We start from the raw sequence: 22337 nt of genomic DNA on the forward strand, positions 1-22337 counted from the left end.
CTCTCCGTCCGGCACTGCAGAAAAATAAATACATTTATCAGGTTTACATTATAACACAAGCGTCAATAATTACCAATAGGATCATGAAAAAAGGAGGATTAAATCATGAAATACAGAAAAATGCTGATCGCTTCTATCAGCCTGGGCCTGATGGTATTTTTACTGGCCATGAACGGTTACAGGCAAAACGGAGAACACCTGGCATCCAGAATTGCGCCGGAAATCATGCGCTTTCACGTGAGGGCCAACAGCGACAGCAAAAAGGACCAGGAATTAAAATTACAGGTCCGGGATTATCTTCTTAATACTATCTATGAGAATTTAGGCAGTTCTGCCAGCAAATCGGACATAAAAAATTACATTTTGCAGAAAAAGACAGATTTAGAGATGCTTTCTGATACATTTATTGAAGAGCAGGGCTTTGATTATAAAACAACAATCCAGGTTTCCAAACAGTATTTCCCCGAAAAAACTTATGGAGATATGACGTTTCCCAATGGAAACTACGAAGCCGTGACCGTGGACATCGGAAGCGGGAAAGGGCATAACTGGTGGTGTGTGCTGTACCCGCCGCTTTGTTTTACGGACGCGGTATATGCTGAGGTGCCGGATTCTTCTAAAGATACGCTGGAACATCTGCTGGCGCCGGAGGATTATTCGGAATTGGTGAAGGGGGACGTGAAGGTGAAATTCAAGCTGCTGGAATTATTGGGTATTGGAGCTTAAATTTAAACATTTTATGTGAAACCTTAAGGCATTTCGGAAAATGCCTTCACGTTTTACTTTAATCCTCAAGGCATTTTCGAAAATGCCTTCACGCCTTACTTTAATAACAACCGACCAGAAAGAAGGAGACCCCCATACGACGCAGCAGAAGTAAAATATCCACACCCCCATTTTCCTTCCGTCTGCCTGGTTTCTCCTTCTTTCCGTCGTTCTTAGTCTTTCCGCTCCCAATATCTCATTCCAAATATTTACTTCAAAAGCCGCCCCACATCCAACAGTCCCCACCCCTGCCGGTTCCTTGGAAGTCCCATATCCACCGCGCGCTCTCTCAGCATCAATTTTACATCCCTATTGTTCATATATGGATATTTTTCCAGCAAGAGGGCAATGGCTCCGGATACAAGAGGGGTGGACATGCTGGTTCCGCTCTTTACCGCATACCGCCCGGCTATATTGGAACAGCTTACAATGCCGGAACCGGGAGCTACAATATCCGGTTTGCAGATGCAGGCGCTGGTAGGGCCTCTTCCGGAATAATCCACCATTCGGCTGCCCATCACATTTACTTCCTTATCATCATCAGAACAGCCGACTGTTATCACTTTCCGGCTAATTCCTGGAGTGGTGATTGTCATTGGTTTGGGTCCTTGGTTTCCGGCGGCAACGACCACTACAAGACCATCATCCCATGCTGCATTGACGGCTTTGACCAATGCAGAGTTTTCATTCATTCCTTTTCGGTTATAGGAACCTACGGAAATATTGACTATTCTGATTCCCAATTCTTCTTTGTGATAGCGGATCCAGTTCAGACCGGCCATCACGTCGGAAGCAAATCCATTGCCTTTATCATCCAGCACCTTAACTGCAATCAAATTACATTCCGGAGCAACTCCCTGATAGCGGCCGTCGGAAGCCGTTCCGCTTCCGCCAATAATCGCGGATATATGGGTTCCATGGCCATTATCATCATAGGCATGTTTCTTCTTCTGTACCATATCTGCAAACGCAATGATTCTGTTATCAAAATCGACATGCGGAAATATACCTGTGTCCAATACGGCTACGCCCACCCCTTTTCCGGTATAACCGGCGTGGTAGGCTTCGCCGCAATGAATCCATGTTTTTACTTGATTCACATTATAACCTTTTTCCCTTTTTTATTAAGATATGTAATCTTTTTCCGCTGGGAACCCGGTCCATCGATTTCCGGCTTGTAAAAACGGATACTCCGATACAGATTTTGAGTAAAAAATAAGAAAATGCGCCAAAGGGCGGCACTCACAATACAGCATAAAGATGTTTTCGAAAAACGGCACAGCTTCGGCTATGCTGTTTCTCCGTTTGACAGGCCATTGAACAAGGATGCAGATAGTATATAAACCTGTCAATGTTTTTCGTCCGTTCTTCCGTAATTCCTGCACCCGTTCCCATGTATCAGCGTCTATGATTTTTTGCCAAAAATATGCAAAAATACTTGACGTGGGTCAAAAAGCGGAGTAGAATATAACAGTGTTATATAAGAGGTGATCCAATGAGTGAAAATGAACAGACAACATTAAACCTAATTCTTTCAGCCGCCATGCAGGAATTTCTTGAAAAAGGGTTCAAATCCGCTTCCTTGCGAAATATTGTCAAAACAGCGGGGGTCACAACGGGCGCATTCTATGGTTACTATCACAGCAAGGAAGATTTATTTGAAGCACTGGTAGGCGAACAGTATGACTTTCTTTTGAACTGCTTTTGCAAGGCGCAGAATGAATTTGCTGACATCCCACCAGAAAAGCAGCCAGACAATCTTACCGATATTTCCGGCGAGTGTATGTACGAAATGCTTTTGTATGCCTATGAACATTTGAATCAATTTAAGCTCATTCTCTGCTGTGCAGAGGGAACACGTTTTTCCAAACTGATTGATGAAATGGTAGAGATAGAAACAAAGGGAACACATGATTATTTGGCGGTGCTTGAAAAGTTAGGCAGACCGTCGCCGCCTATTGATAAACGGTTAGAGCATATATTGATTACCGGAATGTTTAATACATTTTTTGAGTTGATTATACATGAAATGCCGATTGAAGAAGCAAAGCATTATCTAAAAGAGATGAGAGCTTTTTACACCGCTGGGTGGATGAAAATTATGGGGCAATAAGCCCTATAATTTTTACGCATAAGTTAGCAGCAGCTAACCATTTGTAATGGATATTCGGGAACGCATATTGCGTTTTCATATCATAAATCATTTTAAGGAGGTTTTTCAATGAAAAAGCAATCTAATCTATCGAGATTGATGGAGTATGCCGGGAAACATAAAATGTTGACCTATCTTTCTTGGATACTGTCCGTAATGAGTGCGCTGTTGGCTCTTGTGCCTTTTTGGTATATATGGCGTATCATTCACGACATACTGGAAGTTTCCCCGGACTTTTCACAGGCGGAGGATGTCACACGCTATGGTTGGTCTGCTGTATTGTTCGCGGTTATATCTGTTGTGGTTTATATAGCCGCCTTGATGTGTTCGCACATCAGCGCGTTCCGGGTGGCCGCGAATATAAGAAAGGAACTTATGCGGCATATTACAACCCTGCCGCTTGGGGTAACGGAAAAATATGGAAGCGGCAGACTGCGTAGAACAGTAAACACCTCCAGTGCCGCTACAGAAACTTATCTTGCACACAGACTGCCCGATAAAGCAGGCGCAATTGCAACGCCCATAGGACTGCTCTTTTTACTGCTTGTGTTTGACTGGCGATTAGGACTTTTAAGCCTTGTTCCCGTTGCGCTTGGTTTTCTGATTATGATGAAAATGACCGGAAAAGACATGGAGCAGAGAATGAAGGAATATCAAAATGCGCTTTCCGATATGTCAAATGAAGCGGTCGAATATGTAAGGGGCATACCCGTAGTAAAAACTTTTGGGCAGACCATATTTTCTTTTAAACGCTTCAAAGCGACGATTGATAATTACGAAAAATGGGTGATCTCATACACAAAAGCATTAAGGCTCCCTATGATGTTTTATACTACCGCAATCAATGGTGTATTTGCCTTTTTAATCGCCGGAGGCATTTTCTTTACAAGGAAGGGTGTAGCAAATGAATTGCTACTTAATCTTATTTTCTACATTGTAATTACGCCTGTTATCGGTACGACATTGACGAAAATCATGTTTATGAGCGAGGATGCAATGATTGTAAGTGACGCAATGGGCAGGATTGATGAAGTGCTGAACGAAAAGCCGCTGTCTGAAAGCACGGCGAACAATATACCGCCTGATAATTCGATTGCATTAGAACACGTTACTTACAGCTATGGCGGGGAGAAAAAAGCACTCAATGATGTATCATTGCGTATAAAGCAGGGACAGACAATCGCATTAGTTGGTGCGTCCGGCAGCGGTAAGACCACCCTTGCAAATATCGTGACAAGATTTTTTGACCCAGTGGAGGGACGCGTACTGATAGGAAATATCGACATACGCGATATTCCGAAAGAAACACTAATGAATAAAGTGTCTTTTGTATTTCAAAACAGCCGCCTGATTAAAGCGTCTATATTGGAAAACGTGCGTATGGCAAAGCCAGGAGCAACACGCGAAGAAATCACTCACGCCTTGAAAACTGCACAGTGTCTGGATATTATTGAAAAGTTACCGAACGGTATAGATACCGTTATCGGATCAAATGGGGTACACCTGTCCGGAGGCGAGCGGCAGCGAATAGCGATTGCCCGTGCTATTTTGAAAAATGCACCAATCCTCATTCTTGATGAAGCGACGGCATTTGCCGATCCCGACAATGAGGTGCTGATCCAACAGGCATTATCTGCTCTTTCAAAAGGGGAATTAAAGAGCAATTCCCCTGGAAAAACAGTTATTATGATTGCACACAGGCTGTCGTCAATCACAAATGCAGACTGCATTTATGTACTGCAAGACGGCAAAATTGTCGAAAGTGGTACGCATAACAATCTGATAGCAAGAAACGGCATATTCACGCGTATGTGGAAGAATTATTCCGAAGCGGCAGAATGGAGAATTGCAAAGGAGGTAAAAGCATGATTAAGACATTGCAAAGACGCTTTGCGTTATCAAAAGAGGGGGCCGTCGATTTAATAAAAGGGTGCATTGCTTGCGTTGCACAGGATATATCTTTTATGTTTCCTGTCGGGCTTCTGTATTCCTTTGTCATTGATACTATGAATGGAGGTGTGAGTGGAAACCGCATAGCTTTTTATGCGGTTGGCGCTTTGGTTTGCTTATGCCTTATATTTATCGCGACTTGGTTTCAATATAACACTACTTATTTGGCGACCTATGTGGAAAGCGGGGTAAGGCGAATTTCCTTAGCCGAGCAGCTCCGAAAAATACCGTTATCCTTTTTTGGCCAAAAAGACCTTGCCGATTTAACAAATTCTATTATGGGGGACTGTGCGACACTTGAAACAGCATTTTCCCATTATGTCCCCGCTTTGGCAGGCTCCCTTATTTCAACAACGCTGATCGCACTTTGCCTTTTTGCTTACGATTGGCGCATGGCTCTTGCGGCAGTTTGGGTTTTGCCGATTGCATTTGCAATTACATTCTTTTCAGCCCGCATACAAGGGTATTTTAACCGTAAATCCGCAGCCGCAAATGTTGCTCTTGAAAGCGGTGTGCAGGAGTGCATTGAGAGTTTGCAGGACTTAAAAGCGAATAACGCGGAAGAAACCTATCTGAAAGGACTTGACCGAAAAATTGATCATGTGGAAAAACGGCACATTATTTCGGAGCTTGGAACGGCTCTTTTTGTTGTTTCATCAACGCTGATATTAAAGTTTGGGATTGCCACAGTTGCGCTTGTGGGTTCCGCGCTTCTCATTCGCGGGGAGATTGATATTCCGCTATTCTTTATGTTTTTACTTGTCGCTTCAAGGCTGTATGCTCCGCTTGAAGGCGCATTGCAAAATCTTGCAGCAGTGATTTCTACCAAAACAAACATAAACCGCATGAACGAAATTCTTGACCAACCTGTTCAGGCAGGCAGTAATCGTGCAACAAATAAAGGTTATGATATTGTGTTTGACCATGTAGGCTTCGCTTACAATACCGGGGAAACTGTATTAAAGAATGTATCTTTTATTGCAAAACAGGGGGAAGTTACCGCCTTGGTCGGTCCGTCCGGCGGCGGCAAAACTACGGTGTCGCGTCTTGCCGCAAGATTTTGGGATATAACCAAAGGCAAAATCACAGTCGGTGGTATGGACATATCGAAAATAGAACCGGAAACATTATTGTCATTATACTCCATTGTTTTTCAGGATGTAACGCTGTTTAACAATACAATCATGGAAAATATCAGAATCGGTAAAAAAGACGCCTCTGATGAAGAAGTGATTACGGCAGCAAAGTTGGCGAATTGTGATGAATTTGCCGCAAAGCTCCCGGACGGCTATCACAGTATGATTGGGGAAAATGGTTGTGAACTGTCCGGCGGCGAAAGGCAGCGTATTTCAATCGCCCGTGCTTTCCTTAAGGATTCCCCTGTCATTTTACTGGACGAAGCAACGGCAAGCCTTGATGTAGAAAATGAAACACTGATACAAGCTGCTTTGTCAAGGCTGATAAAGGATAAGACCGTACTTGTTATTGCTCACCGTATGCGTACTGTCAGTGGCGCGGATAAAGTGATTGTGCTTTCAGACGGCTGCGTTGCAGAGCAAGGTGCGCCAAAGCAACTGATGAACACAGGCAAAATTTATCCGCACATGATAAAGTTACAAATGATTAGCCAAGACTGGGGTATTGGTAGCTGTTAACAGCGAAAAGTTAGTAAATGTCTTAGCTGCCTAATGTTTCATTTTTCTTTTTCGTCCACGGATTTACATCCGGCTGGAAAAGGCCTATAATTAGAACCATCATATTTTCTGGGAGGACATTATGTTAGAAACTGACGCAATTACGCTGACACAGCAGCTGGTGCAGATCGAAAGCACCGACCCCGGCTCCTATGAAGGGACAATCGGGGAATTTATATGGAAAACCCTGACACATCCATGTATTGAGCTGACAAAAGAAGAAGTTCTGCCGGGACGTTTTAACATCAGGGCAAAGATTCAGGGAGAAATTGACGATCCTGCCCTGATCTATATCTGCCATATGGACACGGTTGTATTCGGTGATAACTGGACCTGTGATCCTTTAGGGGGAGAATACAGAAATGGAAGAATTTACGGAAGAGGCGCCTGCGATATGAAATCCGGTCTGGCCTGTGCCATGTCGGCCTGTCTGGAACTGGCTTATCAAGTGGATCAAAGCGGGAAAAGGCCCAAACACAGCTTTGCCCTGATCGCAACCGTGGACGAAGAAGATTTTATGCGGGGTGTGGAAAAGGCAATCCAAAGCGGCTGGGTCACGAAAGACAGCTGGGTGCTGGATACGGAACCCACCAACGGGCAGATCCAGGTAGCTCATAAGGGCCGGGCTTGGTTTGAAGTGGATGTGAAAGGGATCACCGCCCATGCCAGCACGCCATGGAAAGGATCGGATGCTATCGCAGGAATGGCGGAAATTATCTGCGGAATCAGGAAACGGATTCTGGCCTGCCCGGAACATGAGGAGTTGGGCCGGTCTACGGTCACATTTGGACAGATTCAGGGAGGATACCGCCCTTATGTGGTTCCCGACAGCTGTAAAACCTGGATCGATATGAGGCTGGCTCCGCCCGTTACCACAAAAGATGCGGCCAATATGATTGAAGAATCATTTGAAGATGCCATTCTGCAGGTGCCCGGTATACGGCCCTCCTATACGATTACCGGAGACCGGCCTTATGTGGAGAGGGATGACAGCTCATTTCTGCTCAAGGAACTGAAAGATGTGTGCGGGGAAATAACAGGGGAAGATACTGTGATCACCTATTTTCCAGGTTATACGGACAGCGCCGTGATCTCAGGTACTCTTCACAATCACAACTGTATGTCTTATGGCCCCGGGGATCTGGAACTGGCACATAAACCGGATGAATCCGTCCCATGTGAAGATATCCTCAGATGTCAGTCCGTATTGATTATGCTCGCTGAAAAAATAGTTTTATAACCGGCGGCGGATTTATATTGTTTTTGTGGTTTTACATGTTCTTATAGCGGAATATTTTCTTAAAATTATATGTTACGGGCAAAAATGAGGGGAACGGATTACTTTTTTTATGTAATATTGACGTTGAACTTTTCCCTTAATTTATTTACGTTCCCCTTATATTGTTAATCTTTATATTAAGAAAATCTTCATAATCTATTCAAACAATATACAAACATTTTCCCGGACGTTGTGATATACTAAAACCATCATAAGAAATGTACTAACGAAACTATTTATCCTTCCAACCTTTTTGAAAAATCCTAATCCTAAAGAAAAGCGACCCCGTATTTTATGAATACGGGGTTTTTTCTGCCCAATTTTTTTACGCAAAGGGTGAAGGCATTTCGCGAAATGCCTTCACCCTTTGCGTAAATCGCCTTATCATTTCATCAATACTTCATCAAAAGATCACAAAAATCAAACGTCGCAAAATAATCCTTAGCCGTCTCCGCCCTTCTGATCATCTCCACAGAGCCATCCTCCTTCAGCAAAAGTTCCGCCGATTTCAGCTTCCCATTGTAATTATATCCCATGGAAAACCCGTGCGCTCCCGTATCGTGGATCACCAGCAGATCTCCCATCTCTATCTCAGGAAGCATTCGGTCCACCGCAAATTTATCGTTATTCTCACACAAAGAGCCGGTAATATCGTATTTACGGCTGCACGCTTCTTCCTCTTTTCCCATCACCGTGATATGGTGGTAAGCTCCGTACATGGCTGGGCGCATCAGGTTTACCGCGCAGGCGTCCACGCCGATATATTCCTTGTGGGTATGTTTTTCATGGATGGCTTTTGTTACCAGACAGCCGTAAGGCCCCAACATAAACCGTCCCAATTCCGTGTAGATAGCCACATCGCCCATTCCGGCCGGAACCAGAATCTCCTCATACACCTTTCTCACGCCCTCTCCGATGGCATAGATATCATTGGGCTCCTGATCCGGGCGGTAAGGGATGCCGATTCCGCCTGACAGGTTGATGAATCTGATCTTCGCGCCTGTTTCCTTCTGGAGGCGGACCGCCAGTTCAAAGAGCACCTTTGCCAGCAGCGGATAATACTCATTGGTCACCGTGTTGCTGGCTAAAAATGCATGGATTCCGAAATTTTTCGCGCCTTTGGATTTAAGAATTTTGTAAGCTTCGAAAATCTGCTCTGTCGTCATCCCGTATTTGGCGTCTCCGGGGTTGTCCATAATCCCGTTGCTCATCCGGAATATTCCGCCCGGATTATAGCGGCAGCTGATGGTTTCCGGGATTCTCCCCACCGCTTTCTCCAATCCCTCGATATGGGTGATATCGTCCAGATTGATGATGGCTCCCAGATCATCCGCATACTTAAATTCATCGAGGGGAGTATCATTGGATGAAAACATAATGTCATGCCCCTTAAATCCGCAGGCCTCCGACATCATCAGTTCTGTTTCCGAAGAACAGTCCGTTCCGCAGCCATACTCTTTCAAAATCTTTAAGATGAATGGATTTGGAGTGGCCTTTACCGCAAAGTACTCCTTAAAACCCTGATTCCAGGAAAATGCCTCCTTCAGCGCTTTTGCGTTGCTGCGAATCCCTTTTTCATCATAGAGATGAAATGGGGTCGGATAAGTCTGAATAATCTCTTCCAGCTGTTCTTTTGTTACAAATGGTTTCTTTTCCATAATGATCTCCTCTCATATCCTTCTTCTAAAGGCAAAAAAATCTGACAAAGGCTGCAGCCGCTCATGCGGTCATAACCTAAGCCAGACTTCCTTGTCCAGTACTTATTACAATAATTTTTATAATTAATCTACAGTAACCACTCTCATGATATTGGTATGAGGAGCCGGTTCATGTCTTTTAGCGCGGCTCACCACTCCTGCGGTGGCAACAACCAGATCACCTGTCTGAACTATATTTCTCTCTTTCAGGTGCTCGATGGATGTTTCAATCAGTTCATCCGTGGAATCCGCACGTTTTGCCATAAGCGGCAAAACGCCCCAGTAAATCTGCATCTGGCGGACTGCACAAGCGCTTGGAGACATGCCGATGATCATGGTGTTTGGTCTCCATTTGGAAAGCATTCTCGTTGTAAATCCGCTGATACTTGGTGCTACAATCACCTTTGCGCCCAGGTCATGAGCGGTTGCAACGGATGCGTAGCAAACTGCATTGGATATATTGTGGGCATTCTCTGTGGAAACTTTTCTCATGCGGTATGCGCCGTAATCAAGGTGTCCCTCTGAAGCTTCTACAATCTGAGCCATCATTTTCAGGGCTTCTACCGGATATTTACCCATAGCGGTCTCACCGGAAAGCATAACCGCATCTGTGCCGTCATAAACTGCGTTGGCAACGTCGGTAACTTCGGCTCTCGTCGGGCGGGGATTGCGGATCATGGAATCCAGCATCTGTGTCGCTGTGATAACCGGTTTGCATGCCTCGTTGCATTTGCGGATAATTGTCTTCTGGATATAAGGAACCTTTTCTGCAGGGATCTCAACGCCCATATCTCCTCTGGCAACCATGATTCCGTCGCTGGCTTCAATGATGGCGTCCAGATTTTCAATTCCTTCCGCATTCTCGATTTTGGCGATAACCTTCATGTTGGCGCCTGCCGCTTCCAGCATCGCTTTGATCTCGTAAACAGCGTCGGCTGTGCGGACAAAGGAAGCTGCGATGAAATCGAATCCCTCTTCAATACCGAATTTAATATCGGCTTTATCTTTATCGGTCAGAGCCGGCAGCTTAATCTTAACATTAGGCACGTTAACGCCTTTTCTCATGCCAAGTTCTCCGCCGTTTACAACCTTACAAACGATATCGGTTCCGCTTACTTCCATCACTTCCAGTTCAATTAAACCGTCGTCGATCAGGATCTTGTTGCCGGAAACCACGTCTTCATTCAGGCCGGAATAGTTGATGTGGCCGATTGTGTCATCTCCGATAATCTCACGGGTTGTCAGAGTATAGGTCTGGCCTTCCACAAGAGTTACCTTTTTATCATCTTTTAACAGTCCGGTACGGATCTCCGGTCCCTTTGTATCAAGCAAAGCTGCGATGGGAAGATTTAATTCTTCGCGAACGCTCTTTAACAGCTCTAAACGGCCTCTCTGCTCCTCATAATCACCGTGGGAAAAATTGAATCTGGCAATGTCCATGCCGTTTTTTGCCAGGTTATAAAGCATCTCCCTGTCGTTGGTATTAGGTCCCATAGTGCAGATTATCTTGGTCTTTTTCATATTTTAAATTTACCTCCAAAAACTAGTTGAACTGATCCGGCCGCTGTCCGCTTCCGGTCACGTGTTGATGTGTATACAAATGATCCTGGCAATACTCGTAATCGCCCTCACATTTTGAGCAGTATCTGAATTCCAGATGTTCGCCATCCTTTTCAGTCCGGCCGCAAACCGCGCATTTATGCCGGGTCTTGCCCTGCGGTAAAATCTTGGCCTGGGTTTTAAATTCCTGTTTCCGTTTTATCTCTCGTGGATTCACTTTATTGTAATTGCGCGTCATCAGGAAAAAGATAATGTAGTTTATTAAAGACAGTGCAATCGCACATCTGACCGCCGTATTTCCTGTGATAAATCCCCAGATTACGGAGATTCCATAGATCACTCCCAGCCATTTTGCCTTAATCGGAATGATGAAATACAGTAAAAACTGCAGATTAGGAAATGTGGTTGCAAACGCAAAAAACAGTGAAAGATTCAGATATTTGGTGCTTAAATACCATATCTGGCCAAACACAAGATATCCGAAAATAGCGGCCAGCACGTGACCGATCACTCCCATGAAGAAATAAACGTTAAAACGGAATGCCCCCCATACACGTTCCAGCGTAGTCCCCAGAGAATAGTACAGATACGTCATAAGCAAGTTGGAAAGCAGGTCTCCATATGGCGGAATTATCATAAATGTGACAATTCTCCATACCTGTCCGCGAAGAATCTTTGACGCATCTAACGACAGATATTGGTAATAAAACATGGGATTCAACTGCTGAATCAGCATTCCCACTGCATACAGAATCACAATGTAATTCATCAGGTTATGAATCGCATATCTGCCGTATTTTCGTTCCATTTTGTTAAAAAAACTCATCTAATCATCCTTTTTAAAACAGGTCTTTTTTTGAAAAAATCAATGCCACCAGCAAAGATAAAAACGCCGCAAATCCAAGTACTATCACAAATCCCCATGGGCTGTTGGCAAAAGGCATCCCGGCTGAATTCACATTCATGCCGTAAAAACTGGCTACCATAGTCGGAATCGATAATACAATGGTAATCGTTGCCAGGAACTTCATAACGATATTCAAGTTGTTGGAAATAACAGAGGCAAATGCATCCATTGTTCCGCTTAAAATTCCGCTGTAGATATTAGCCATCTCAATTGCCTGCTTGTTTTCGATGATAACATCTTCCAGAAGCTCCGTATCCTCAGGATACTTTTTGATTTTTTCATTTTTTAACAGTTTCTCAAATACCACTTCATTTGACCTTAAAGAGGTGGTGAAATATACCAGGCTCTTTTCCAGTTCCAGAAGTTCAATTAACTCCTGATTTTTCTGAGACTGATGAAGCTTGCGCTCCACAACCTCACTCTTCTTATCAATAATTCTCAGATACTGCAGGAATAAAGACGCATTCTTATACAGAATCTGAAGAATAAACCTGGTCTTCATATAGGTGTGGAAGTCACGGACCCTTCCATCCATAAATGCTGTTAAAATCGGTGTGTCTTCCAGGCAAACGGTGATAATCACCTCATCAGATGTAATAATGCCCATAGGAATGGTCACATACCAGTCCTTTCCGCTCCGTTCCTCAATAACCGGAATATCAACGAGGATCAATGTATAATGATCCTCCATCTCTATACGGGAGCGTTCCTCTTCATCCAGAGGAGCCTTTAAATGATCCGGATCGATCTGATAATGATCCGCGATCTCCAATATCTCTGTAGCCGTAGGATTGGTAAGCGCAATCCAGCATCCTGTCTGCATCTCATCTTTCTGATGGATGGTGCCTTCTTCCGTTTTAAATATACGTATCATGTTTTCTGTCCTTTCCTTATTTAATACAATGCATGATCAGTCAACCCGCACTGTACTCCGTAAGGAAATTCAGAAATCCAGTGCAGGTATCCGTTCTCGTCCGTCTTCAGTTTCCGCGTGATAACTCGAACCGCTGTCCATACCTTCACTTTCCTTTCTCAACATACTTGCATACTGCGACTTATACATTATAGATTCTCACCTTATTTTTGTCAAACGAAAAGGGAGCAATTTGGAAAAGCTACCGAAATTTAATTATTTCTTTACGTTTTTTTAACGCTCAATGCCGATTGTATTATTTTCAATTCTATGTTAAACTGTTGGCGGTATGCGTAATTTCTTATTATAATGGGTTTACATGGAAATTGAAAATACTGATGCATTTTACGCCAGAAGCGGTTTACCGTTTCTTGTTTTTTTGAAAAGGAGGCAGGGGTAATCCCCGCACATATGACAACATTACATAACACCCTTGGCATTGATATCGGTTCTACGACCGTTAAAATCGCCATTTTAGACTCCAATAACAATATATTATTTGCAGATTATGAGCGTCACTATGCAAACATCCAGGAAACCCTGGCAACTCTTCTGACACGAGGCCTTGAAAAGCTGGGGCCCATGATGCTGCGCCCTATGATCACCGGATCGGGCGGGCTTACACTCGCTAAATACTTAAAGATCTCATTTGTTCAGGAAGTGGTTGCAGTGGCTTCCGCCCTTCAGGATTATGCTCCCCAAACCGATGTTGCCATCGAACTGGGCGGCGAGGATGCAAAGATCATCTATTTCACAGGCGGAATTGACCAGCGTATGAACGGAATCTGCGCCGGCGGAACCGGTTCATTTATCGACCAGATGGCAGCGCTTCTTCAGACCGACGCCTCCGGCTTAAATGAATACGCAAAAAACTATAAAGCACTCTATCCCATCGCGGCCCGCTGCGGCGTGTTCGCCAAATCGGATATTCAGCCGTTAATCAATGAAGGCGCTACCAGGGAAGACCTTTCCGCATCCATTTTCCAGGCTGTTGTCAATCAGACTATCAGCGGTCTGGCCTGCGGCAAGCCAATCCGGGGAAACGTGGCATTTTTAGGCGGCCCCCTTCACTTTTTATCCGAGCTGAGGGAAGCATTTATCCGCACCCTCCATCTGTCGGGGGAACAGATCATCGCTCCTGACCATTCCCATCTTTTTGCAGCGGTTGGTTCTGCGATGAACGCCTCTTCCAAGATGGCTGCGGAAGATGAAGTCTCGTTAGAAGAACTGATCAGCCGCCTGTCAAACGGCATTCAGATGGAATTTGAAGTAAAACGTATGGAACCGCTGTTCATCGACGAAGACGATTATGCCGAGTTCTGCGACCGCCATGCGGATAATAACGTGAAGACAAAGCCTATCCAGAACTATGAGGGAAACTGCTTTCTTGGAATCGACGCCGGTTCTACCACGACAAAAGTGGCCCTTGTGGCGGAAGACGGTTCTCTCTTATATAATTTTTACAACAATAACAATGGAAGCCCGTTAGCCACTGCTATTCAGGCCATGACGGAGATTCATGAACTGCTGCCTAAAAAGGCACACATCGCCTATTCCTGCTCCACCGGATATGGGGAAGCCCTGCTAAAAGCGGCGCTGATGCTGGATGAAGGAGAGGTTGAGACCATTTCCCACTACTATGCCGCCGCATTTTTCGAGCCGGATGTGGACTGCATTCTGGATATCGGCGGCCAGGATATGAAATGTATCAAGATCAAGGACAGCACGGTTGACAGCGTTCAGTTGAATGAAGCATGTTCCTCGGGCTGCGGTTCCTTTATCGAAACATTTGCAAAATCCCTGAACTACAGCGTGGTGGATTTCGCCAAAGAAGCGCTATTCGCCAAAAACCCCATCGATCTGGGCACCAGATGTACGGTTTTCATGAATTCCAACGTAAAACAGGCGCAGAAGGAAGGCGCTTCCGTAGCTGATATCTCCGCCGGCCTGGCTTATTCGGTGATTAAAAATGCGCTGTATAAGGTAATCAAGATCACCAGCCCGTCCGATCTGGGAAAACATGTGGTTGTACAGGGCGGCACCTTCTATAATGACGCCGTTTTAAGAAGCTTTGAAAAGATCTCAGGCTGTGAGGCCGTCCGTCCCGACATCGCAGGCATTATGGGCGCTTTCGGCGCCGCGCTGATCGCCCGTGAACGGTATGACGCGGAAAAAGGCACCACCATGCTGCCGATCGAAAAGATCCTGTCCTTAAAATACACCACGGCCATGGCCCGATGCAAGGGCTGCACCAATAACTGTGTGCTCACGGTCAACAAGTTTGAAGGCGGACGCCAATTTGTCAGCGGAAACCGCTGTGAACGAGGTTTGGGCAAGGAAAAGGTTAAAAAAGATATCCCTAACCTGTTCGATTATAAATACCACCGGATGTTTGATTATGAAGCTCTGACTCCGGATCAGGCGCCCCGCGGCACGGTCGGCATTCCAAGAGTGCTGAACATGTATGAGAATTATCCATTCTGGGCCACATTTTTCAAAAATCTTGGCTTCAGAACTGTATTATCTCCACAATCGACTAAAAATATCTATGAATTGGGAATCGAATCCATTCCCAGTGAATCGGAATGTTATCCGGCAAAATTGGTACACGGACACATTTCCTGGCTGATCGCCCAGGGTGTGAAAACCATTTTCTATCCGTGTATTCCGTATGAACGCAACGAATCGCCGGACGCAGGCAATCACTACAACTGCCCGATGGTAACTTCCTATGCTGAAAACATTAAAAACAACATGGAAGAGTTATCGGAAAAAAATATCCGCTTTTTGAACCCGTTTATGGCATTTACCAACGAAGAAATTCTGACGAAACAGCTGGTTGCGGAATTTAAAAATGAATTCGGAATCGATGGGGGAGAAATCCGCCAGGCGGCGCATGCGGCTTGGGAAGAGCTTTTAGCCTCCCGTCATGATATGGAGAAAAAAGGGGAAGAGGTCATCGAATATCTGAACAAGACCGGCCGAAGGGGAATCGTTTTAGCAGGCCGTCCTTACCATGTGGACCCGGAAATCAACCATGGAATTCCGGAACTGATCACCTCTTACGGCTTCGCGGTGCTGACGGAAGACTCCATTTCCCATCTTGGAAAGCCGGAGCGTCCAATCATCGTGACTGACCAGTGGATGTACCATACAAGGCTTTACCGGGCCGCCGATGTGGTTAAACATTCGGAAAACCTGGATTTGATCCAGTTAAACTCCTTCGGCTGCGGTTTGGATGCCGTAACCACCGACCAGGTGAATGATATCCTGACCGGTTCAGGAAAGATCTATACCGTTTTGAAGATCGATGAAGTGAACAACTTAGGATCGGCCAGAATCCGTATCCGTTCCCTGATTTCTGCGCTCCGGGTAAGGGACGTGAAGCACCATGAACGCCATGTGGTGTCCAGCGCGTACAACCGGGTGGAATTCACCAAGGATATGAAGAAAGATTATACCCTTCTCTGTCCTCAGATGTCACCGATCCATTTTGACCTGATCGAACCGGCAATCCGCTCCTTTGGGTATAAGATCGAAGTGCTTCAGAATCACAACCGCTCCGCTATCGACACCGGTTTGAAATACGTAAACAATGATGCCTGCTACCCGTCCCTGATCGTGATCGGGCAGATCATGGAAGCCCTTTTGTCCGGCAAATATGATCTGGATCATACGGCCATTTTCATGAGCCAGACAGGAGGCGGATGCCGCGCATCCAACTATATCGGATTTATCCGCCGCGCATTGGAAAAAGCGGGAATGGGGCAGATTCCGGTGATTTCCGTCAATGCCAACGGCATGGAGACGAACCAGGGATTTTCCATCACCCTGCCTCTGCTGACAAAGGCAATCCAGGGTGTCGTATACGGCGATATCTTTATGAGAGTACTCTATGCGACCCGCCCCTATGAAGCAGAACCGGGTTCCGCCGACGCCCTTCATCAGAAATGGAAGGAACGCTGTATTCAGTCCCTTTCCAAGAAGTCTCCGTCCATGCTGGAATTTAACCGGATTATCCGCGGAATCATCCGCGATTTCGACGCTCTTCCAAGAAGAGACGTTGTAAAGCCGCGCGTGGGCATTGTTGGAGAGATACTGGTTAAGTTTTCTCCGCTGGCCAATAACCATATTGTAGAACTTCTGGAGGCAGAAGGGGCGGAAGCTGTGATGCCCGATCTCTTAGACTTCCTATTATATAGTTTCTATAACAGCAACTTTAAGGCCGATTATCTGGGAGGCAAACGTTCCACCGCTTACCTCTGCAATATGGGAATTTCCCTGTTGGAATACTTCAGACGGGTTTCCAGAAAAGAGCTGCAGGCCAGCAAACATTTTGACGCCCCGTCGCCCATCAGCCATCTGGCCGATATGGCAAAGGAATATGTTTCTTTGGGCAACCAGACCGGTGAGGGCTGGTTCCTGACAGGCGAGATGCTGGAGCTTTTACAGAGCGGCGTTCACAACATCGTCTGCACCCAGCCATTTGGCTGTCTGCCCAATCACATCGTAGGCAAAGGCGTGATTAAAGAGCTGCGCCGGTCCCATCCCGATGCAAATATCATCGCAGTGGATTACGATCCGGGGGCTAGCGAAGTGAACCAATTAAACAGAATCAAACTGATGCTGGCTACGGCACAGAAAAATCTTGGTTGATCTGCTGCAAATCTCTATTTAACTGAGGAAGAAACGCCGGAAAGAAGGGAGCCCCCTTCTTTCCGGCTGTTGCTTGGCTAGCTAAAGATAAAAAAGTTTTGGCGAATGGGAGCTATTAATCTTCCAAATACGTCTTCATGAGTTAAGCGTATATTAGTTTCCTATCCACCTCATTTATTCCACCCCTAACGCTTTAAATACGGCATCTTCTGCACTCTGATAGAAAATCAGATTGAAGCATCCCACAAGTTCTGCTGGTACTGCACCGAGATCTGCAGCAGATGTAATTGGCAGCAATACCTTTTTAGCTCCGCTGTCAAGACATACCTGCAGAGAGTTTGCTAATTCATCCACTTTAATCATGGTTCCGCTGATGCTAATTTCACCAAGAACAGCCAGTGAACTGACAGCAGGTTTACCAAGAGCAATAGAACAAAGAGCAATCAATGTAGGAAGGGCAAGATTTTTTGTCATACCAATTCCTTGTAAATCTTGATAATTGATAATGTAGTCTTTTGTTGTTGTGCTAATAGAGCCACTAATCCTGTTGCTATTGGCTTTCAGAAAATTAAATGCTGTATTGGATGCTTCCTTCGGTTCACGGTCAGAGCCAAGGCCGGTTCTTTCCAACTTGCCACTACCCGGCAGCATCTGCGATTCCAAACGGAACACACCAATCATGCCTGACTTACCCTGTGAAACAGTATAAACCTGTCCCGGATTACACATTCCTTCCGGTATAAGTTTGCCACCGCCTTGTTCAGGAACAGAAATATAATGCTCTTCAAAAGATCCATTGTCGATATAGGAGAAATTCACATCATAGAATTCCATACCGCCCAACTTTTTCAGCTGTTCTTTTACACGCCTTCTCATTTCCAGAGAAAAGCTCATGATTTCATCCAGCTGTTCTTTTGAATAAATACCATCAGGATAAAGCAGCTTGATAAATCCACCAACCATTTTACGGACTGCAATCGTATCACGCTGGTTTAGGTTCTTACCTAGTCTAAAATACTTATCCAATGCGTCACCATGCTGCTCCTTACGAAGCTCACGAAGGAACTCTGCCAGATAATCAGTAATGAAACCATAATCATTTGTAAAATGCTCAGGACGGAATTTGGGAATTTCCCAGCCCGGTATATAGCAATGAATTCTATCCAAGAAAGCCGTATCCGTGCCCATTTCGGTAGGGAACGGATCAAATAAACTGGATGTTTTTAAAAGCACATCTACGCTTTGGTTGATGTTCCCGACAAATACCATAGATGCCGAAGCTGCTTTTTCTTCCTTGCCACGAGCAAAGGAGCCTGATGCCATATAATCCTTCATAATCTGGATACCATCTTTATCCTTGAAGTTAATACCAGCTACTTCATCAAAAGCAACACAATCCCACAGGCCAACAAGACCGACCGTCTTTCTTCCCATGTTATAAAACAGATTTGCAACCGTAGTCTGTCCACCGGAAACCAGTATTGAGTTTGGTGAAATTTCTTTGTAGAGGTGGGACTTACCAGTGCTTCTTGGCCCCAACTCACAAAGATTAAAGTTGTTTTCTACCAATGGCAGCATACGAGCAAGAAGCAGCCACTTTTCACGAACAGTAAGTGTTGTAGGCTCCATGCCAATAGAACGAAGCATGAGGTCAATCCATTCATCCTGCGTAAAGGCCTGACGAGCTGCTTTCAGTTCGTCAATATCAACATGAGGCATCTGAATTGGATTTAGCTTGCGAATTTTGATTGGATAACCGTTTTTCTTATCCTCTTCTATGTATTCGTAATCAAGCTGCACAATACACCAAATACCACCACAAAGCAGTCGATCATATTGAGTGGGGTATTCTTCTCCAACAAGAATATTTTTTAATCCAAGATTAGAAAACTCAGCTTCATAGCAGTCTACCTTAATATTCAAGTTTACAGTAATCTTATCAATGACAGTATAACTGCCTTTTTGTCTCAGCATAGATAAGATTTTCTGTGCTTCATCAGGGCGAACAAAGTTATCTGCCAGTATCTTTTTAACATTCTCTACGCCGGCAGCAATTTCTTCATCATCCTGAGAAGAACAATACATACCAAGGAGGTATTCCAATACATAAACCGGAACATTAGCTCCTTCTTTGATTTTCTTTGTCAAATCTTTGCGGACTATTTTACCTGCAAAATTGTCTCGCAGTTTCTGGTGCATCTGCTCCAATTCATCCTGTGCTTCATCAAACATGAATACACCCCCTTAAATTCCAAATCCAAAATCATCAGAGAAAGCCAAGTCCATGACTACTGCATGACGGAATACTTCCAAGTCATTACTTTCATCATAAGCCACCAAATAATAGTACTTGTCCTTGTCATATTTCTTGTTCTTAAATGTAAACCGCATACGGAAGATACGCTTCTGTGCATCTGCGTCACGTTTGTCTGCAACATAGATATTCTCATTGGAGATACGTTCGTTATCTTCTGATACAAAGTACAGCTTAAAGCTGGTTCCTTTCACCACATCGCTGACCGGATCAGACTGGATGAAGTCTAATGTAGTAATCAAATTGCTGATTTTCTGCATAAGGCTTACCATCATGATTTGAACCGTTCTGGTTTCCATGTGGCCTTTTTCCATCTTAATGTCGATAACCGGAACCATCATTTCCTGTGGCGAAGAGCCACCATGAACATAATTCTGACCACCACTGCCCGGTGTTTTAAATACACTGGTACTGCAAGGGAAGGATACAATCTTTCCATCATTATTGCCAAGAATATATCCCAAGCCAAGATTGTGAATGCCATCATCCTGAACTGGCTGCTTTGATACAATATAACGGCGTTTTACAATGCTGTTCTTGTCGGTTACGCCACCAATCTTGTCGCTTTCTGTCACCTTGTCACGTTTATAAATAAAGCCATGATCTGCAGTAACGATAAAGTGGAGGGAGTTTGCGTTGGTTGCAATCTTGTGTATCAAATCATAAATCTCTGTGATGGCTTCCTCACAGGCAGCGAAGACTTCATCCTCCATGTGTTCTCCACGAACATCAATATGGTCATGATAGATATATACAACCTGCTTACCAGTGAATATCTCACGCAGACCAGCTTTTTTCATATTTTTGATTTCATCAAACTGCACACAACAGCTATCTTTGACAGCCGTTTGCAGAACAGTCTGTCTGGATACAGTGTCTGTACAATAGACACCATCCACCAATTCTTTGCCATCATCCGTAAGCTCCAAGGAGCTATGTGGCAACAAAGCGGCCATTCCAAGGCGAGTGTAGGAAGGAAGGGTGCTGAGCATCGATTCTATCTTTGCAGTACATTTAGGATCGTCCTGCATTTTCACAAACAATTCTCGCCCAACCTCGTAACGCATGGCATCAGAGATAATAACAACGGTTCTGTCTTTGTTGTATTTCACATATCTGCTAAAGAAATCTCGCTGCAGAGGAAGTGCAGAAAGGGCATCTTCTCCAACAATACCGGCATTCCAACTTGGAAGCTGTTTACCAAGGTATTCATTGGTGTAGATGTTCTCTATCAAATCACGCAACTGCTCAAAGGCACCGGTATCCTCCAACTTATCATATGAAGTGTAAAAGTGACGGTATGCCGTATCAACAAGACAATCGCTACTGCAGTACCGGTCAGTCATTGCTTTAAATCCGTTTGGAGCCTGATAATTCACCGTAATTACAATGCTGTATGCACTTCTTAGCAAATCATACGAAGCGGCAAAGCGTTCTCCAAAGTGCATCTTCAAACGCATCTCACATACTTCTGTTATCGAATGATTGCCAAGTTTTGCTCCGGTATCCTCTGCCAGTAAACGACCTATGAGCCATTTCATAATCATGAGATCAATCTGTGCAAAGGAATCACACTCTACCAATGTTTCGGGATCATAATCTTCCAAAGCAGATGCAACATTCAAACCGGCAGCTACATGAGCAGATAATTCATCATAACGTTCACGATAGAGCATATTGTTCATCAAGCTGTCTAAGAAAGCAATGATATTACCGGCCTTATAGGAAATGAAGGACCTCCAGCCCTTTGGAACTTCCTTCTGAATATACTTTTCCGCATAAGTCACGAACATAGTTACGACCAATTTTTCCAAGGAAGGCTTCGGATCAGCATACCCAAATTGTTGTTCACAGAACTTCCAGAATACAGGAAGCAGTTCATATTTGTCGAACTCTGCGATGAATTTATTGTCTTCCAATGTGTCATCTGTAAGAAGGACACGAACCACTTCATCAAAGGAACAGGTTTTGGTACGACATACTGCACTCATTAGCCCAGTTAGGATATTATCTTCATTGAAATTCTCAATTTCCAAGTCGTAGAACCGCTGAGTACGGTCTTTATTGGCAAAGAATTTAATGTGTTTCTCAATCACATGCTTATATTTTTCTTCAATTCCAAGGTCAACAGAGAGCAAGGATGCCCGGTCTGCATAGAAACGTTTGGAATACAGCATAGTATCTTCCAAATGATTTTCTCTGACATCTGGTTTTGAGAATGGAGCATAAATCAGATAATTTGTTGTGGTATCCTGACGCTCCAAGAAATACTTTATCTGAAACTGATTATCTGGTTTCAGTTTTAACAGCTTGGCATTATCCAGCTGAACAGTATCAATATCCTCAGCAAAGTCAGCTTTATCATCATACCAGAATACGAGTTTCCGGGTTTCCCCGGTAAACTCTGCATTCAGGCGATCTATTATTTGTTTAAAGTTTAGTTCTGCCAT

Annotated in this window: 13 protein-coding genes; 6 read left to right on the forward strand and 7 right to left on the reverse strand. The window is 44.5% G+C overall.

Annotation, left to right across the window (positions count from 1 at the left end; all coding sequences use genetic code 11):
* Positions 1–105: 105 nt before the first annotated feature.
* Positions 106–726: a stage II sporulation protein R gene (spoIIR, locus tag C0033_RS08105; protein ID WP_103227361.1), complete on the forward strand. Its 621-nt coding sequence runs from the start codon at positions 106–108 to the stop codon at positions 724–726.
* A gap of 248 nt (positions 727–974) precedes the next feature.
* Here spoIIR and C0033_RS08110 read toward each other — a convergent pair whose 3' ends face one another.
* Positions 975–1865 carry a S8 family peptidase gene (locus C0033_RS08110; protein ID WP_103227362.1) on the reverse strand — a complete coding sequence of 297 codons (891 nt, stop codon included), beginning with the start codon at positions 1863–1865 and terminating at the stop codon, positions 975–977.
* 395 nt (positions 1866–2260) lie between these two features.
* Here C0033_RS08110 and C0033_RS08115 point away from each other — a divergent pair, with 395 nt between their 5' ends.
* The 4 genes from C0033_RS08115 (at position 2261) to C0033_RS08130 (ending at position 7801) form a co-directional block, all read left to right on the forward strand.
* Positions 2261–2878: a TetR/AcrR family transcriptional regulator gene (locus tag C0033_RS08115; protein WP_103227363.1), complete on the forward strand. Its 618-nt coding sequence runs from the start codon at positions 2261–2263 to the stop codon at positions 2876–2878.
* Between the two features lie 108 nt (positions 2879–2986).
* Entirely contained in the window at positions 2987–4786 is a 1800-nt protein-coding gene (locus tag C0033_RS08120) for an ABC transporter ATP-binding protein (protein WP_103227364.1), read from the forward strand.
* Positions 4783–6522, forward strand: a complete 1740-nt coding sequence (locus C0033_RS08125; protein WP_103227365.1) for an ABC transporter ATP-binding protein — start codon at positions 4783–4785, stop codon at positions 6520–6522. Before C0033_RS08120 ends, C0033_RS08125 begins: the two co-directional genes overlap by 4 nt.
* Positions 6523–6643: 121 nt before the next feature.
* On the forward strand, positions 6644–7801 hold the full coding sequence (locus C0033_RS08130; protein ID WP_103227366.1) for a M20 family metallopeptidase: 1158 nt from the start codon (positions 6644–6646) through the stop codon (positions 7799–7801).
* 431 nt (positions 7802–8232) lie between these two features.
* On the opposite strand, the gene C0033_RS08135 is transcribed toward C0033_RS08130, so the two are convergent.
* From C0033_RS08135 to C0033_RS08150, 4 genes are all read right to left on the reverse strand, one after another.
* Entirely contained in the window at positions 8233–9498 is a 1266-nt protein-coding gene (locus C0033_RS08135; protein WP_103227367.1) for a diaminopimelate decarboxylase, read from the reverse strand.
* Positions 9499–9621: 123 nt separating this feature from the next.
* Positions 9622–11058 carry a pyruvate kinase gene (gene pyk / locus C0033_RS08140; RefSeq protein WP_103227368.1) on the reverse strand — a complete coding sequence of 479 codons (1437 nt, stop codon included), beginning with the start codon at positions 11056–11058 and terminating at the stop codon, positions 9622–9624.
* 22 nt (positions 11059–11080) lie between these two features.
* Positions 11081–11905 (reverse strand): hypothetical protein, encoded by an 825-nt coding sequence (locus C0033_RS08145; protein ID WP_347501063.1) that lies wholly within the window; start codon positions 11903–11905, stop codon positions 11081–11083.
* Between the two features lie 31 nt (positions 11906–11936).
* Positions 11937–12878, reverse strand: a complete 942-nt coding sequence (locus tag C0033_RS08150) for a magnesium transporter CorA family protein (protein WP_103227370.1) — start codon at positions 12876–12878, stop codon at positions 11937–11939.
* Between the two features lie 450 nt (positions 12879–13328).
* Here C0033_RS08150 and C0033_RS08155 point away from each other — a divergent pair, with 450 nt between their 5' ends.
* Entirely contained in the window at positions 13329–17573 is a 4245-nt protein-coding gene (locus C0033_RS08155) for a 2-hydroxyacyl-CoA dehydratase (protein WP_103227371.1), read from the forward strand.
* A 174-nt stretch (positions 17574–17747) separates the two neighbouring features.
* On the opposite strand, the gene brxL is transcribed toward C0033_RS08155, so the two are convergent.
* Both brxL and pglZ read right to left on the reverse strand, forming a co-directional pair.
* Positions 17748–19805, reverse strand: coding sequence for a protease Lon-related BREX system protein BrxL (brxL, locus tag C0033_RS08160; protein ID WP_103227372.1), 2058 nt, complete (start codon positions 19803–19805; stop codon positions 17748–17750).
* A 12-nt stretch (positions 19806–19817) separates the two neighbouring features.
* Positions 19818–22337: a BREX-1 system phosphatase PglZ type A gene (gene pglZ / locus C0033_RS08165; protein WP_103227373.1), complete on the reverse strand. Its 2520-nt coding sequence runs from the start codon at positions 22335–22337 to the stop codon at positions 19818–19820.

The organism is Clostridium sp. chh4-2 (genome assembly GCF_002899675.1).
Taxonomy (GTDB): Bacteria; Bacillota; Clostridia; order Lachnospirales; family Lachnospiraceae; genus CHH4-2.

Coding starts and splice junctions, on each gene's coding strand:
- C0033_RS08120 (WP_103227364.1), top strand. CDS start 2,987: ATGAAAAAGCAATCTAATCTATCGAGATTGATGGAGTATGCCGGGAAA.
- C0033_RS08115 (WP_103227363.1), top strand. CDS start 2,261: ATGAGTGAAAATGAACAGACAACATTAAACCTAATTCTTTCAGCCGCC.
- spoIIR (WP_103227361.1), top strand. CDS start 106: ATGAAATACAGAAAAATGCTGATCGCTTCTATCAGCCTGGGCCTGATG.
- C0033_RS08135 (WP_103227367.1), bottom strand. CDS start 9,498: ATGGAAAAGAAACCATTTGTAACAAAAGAACAGCTGGAAGAGATTATT.
- C0033_RS08155 (WP_103227371.1), top strand. CDS start 13,329: ATGACAACATTACATAACACCCTTGGCATTGATATCGGTTCTACGACC.
- pglZ (WP_103227373.1), bottom strand. CDS start 22,337: ATGGCAGAACTAAACTTTAAACAAATAATAGATCGCCTGAATGCAGAG.
- pyk (WP_103227368.1), bottom strand. CDS start 11,058: ATGAAAAAGACCAAGATAATCTGCACTATGGGACCTAATACCAACGAC.
- C0033_RS08125 (WP_103227365.1), top strand. CDS start 4,783: ATGATTAAGACATTGCAAAGACGCTTTGCGTTATCAAAAGAGGGGGCC.
- brxL (WP_103227372.1), bottom strand. CDS start 19,805: ATGTTTGATGAAGCACAGGATGAATTGGAGCAGATGCACCAGAAACTG.
- C0033_RS08150 (WP_103227370.1), bottom strand. CDS start 12,878: ATGATACGTATATTTAAAACGGAAGAAGGCACCATCCATCAGAAAGAT.
- C0033_RS08130 (WP_103227366.1), top strand. CDS start 6,644: ATGTTAGAAACTGACGCAATTACGCTGACACAGCAGCTGGTGCAGATC.
- C0033_RS08145 (WP_347501063.1), bottom strand. CDS start 11,905: ATGGAACGAAAATACGGCAGATATGCGATTCATAACCTGATGAATTAC.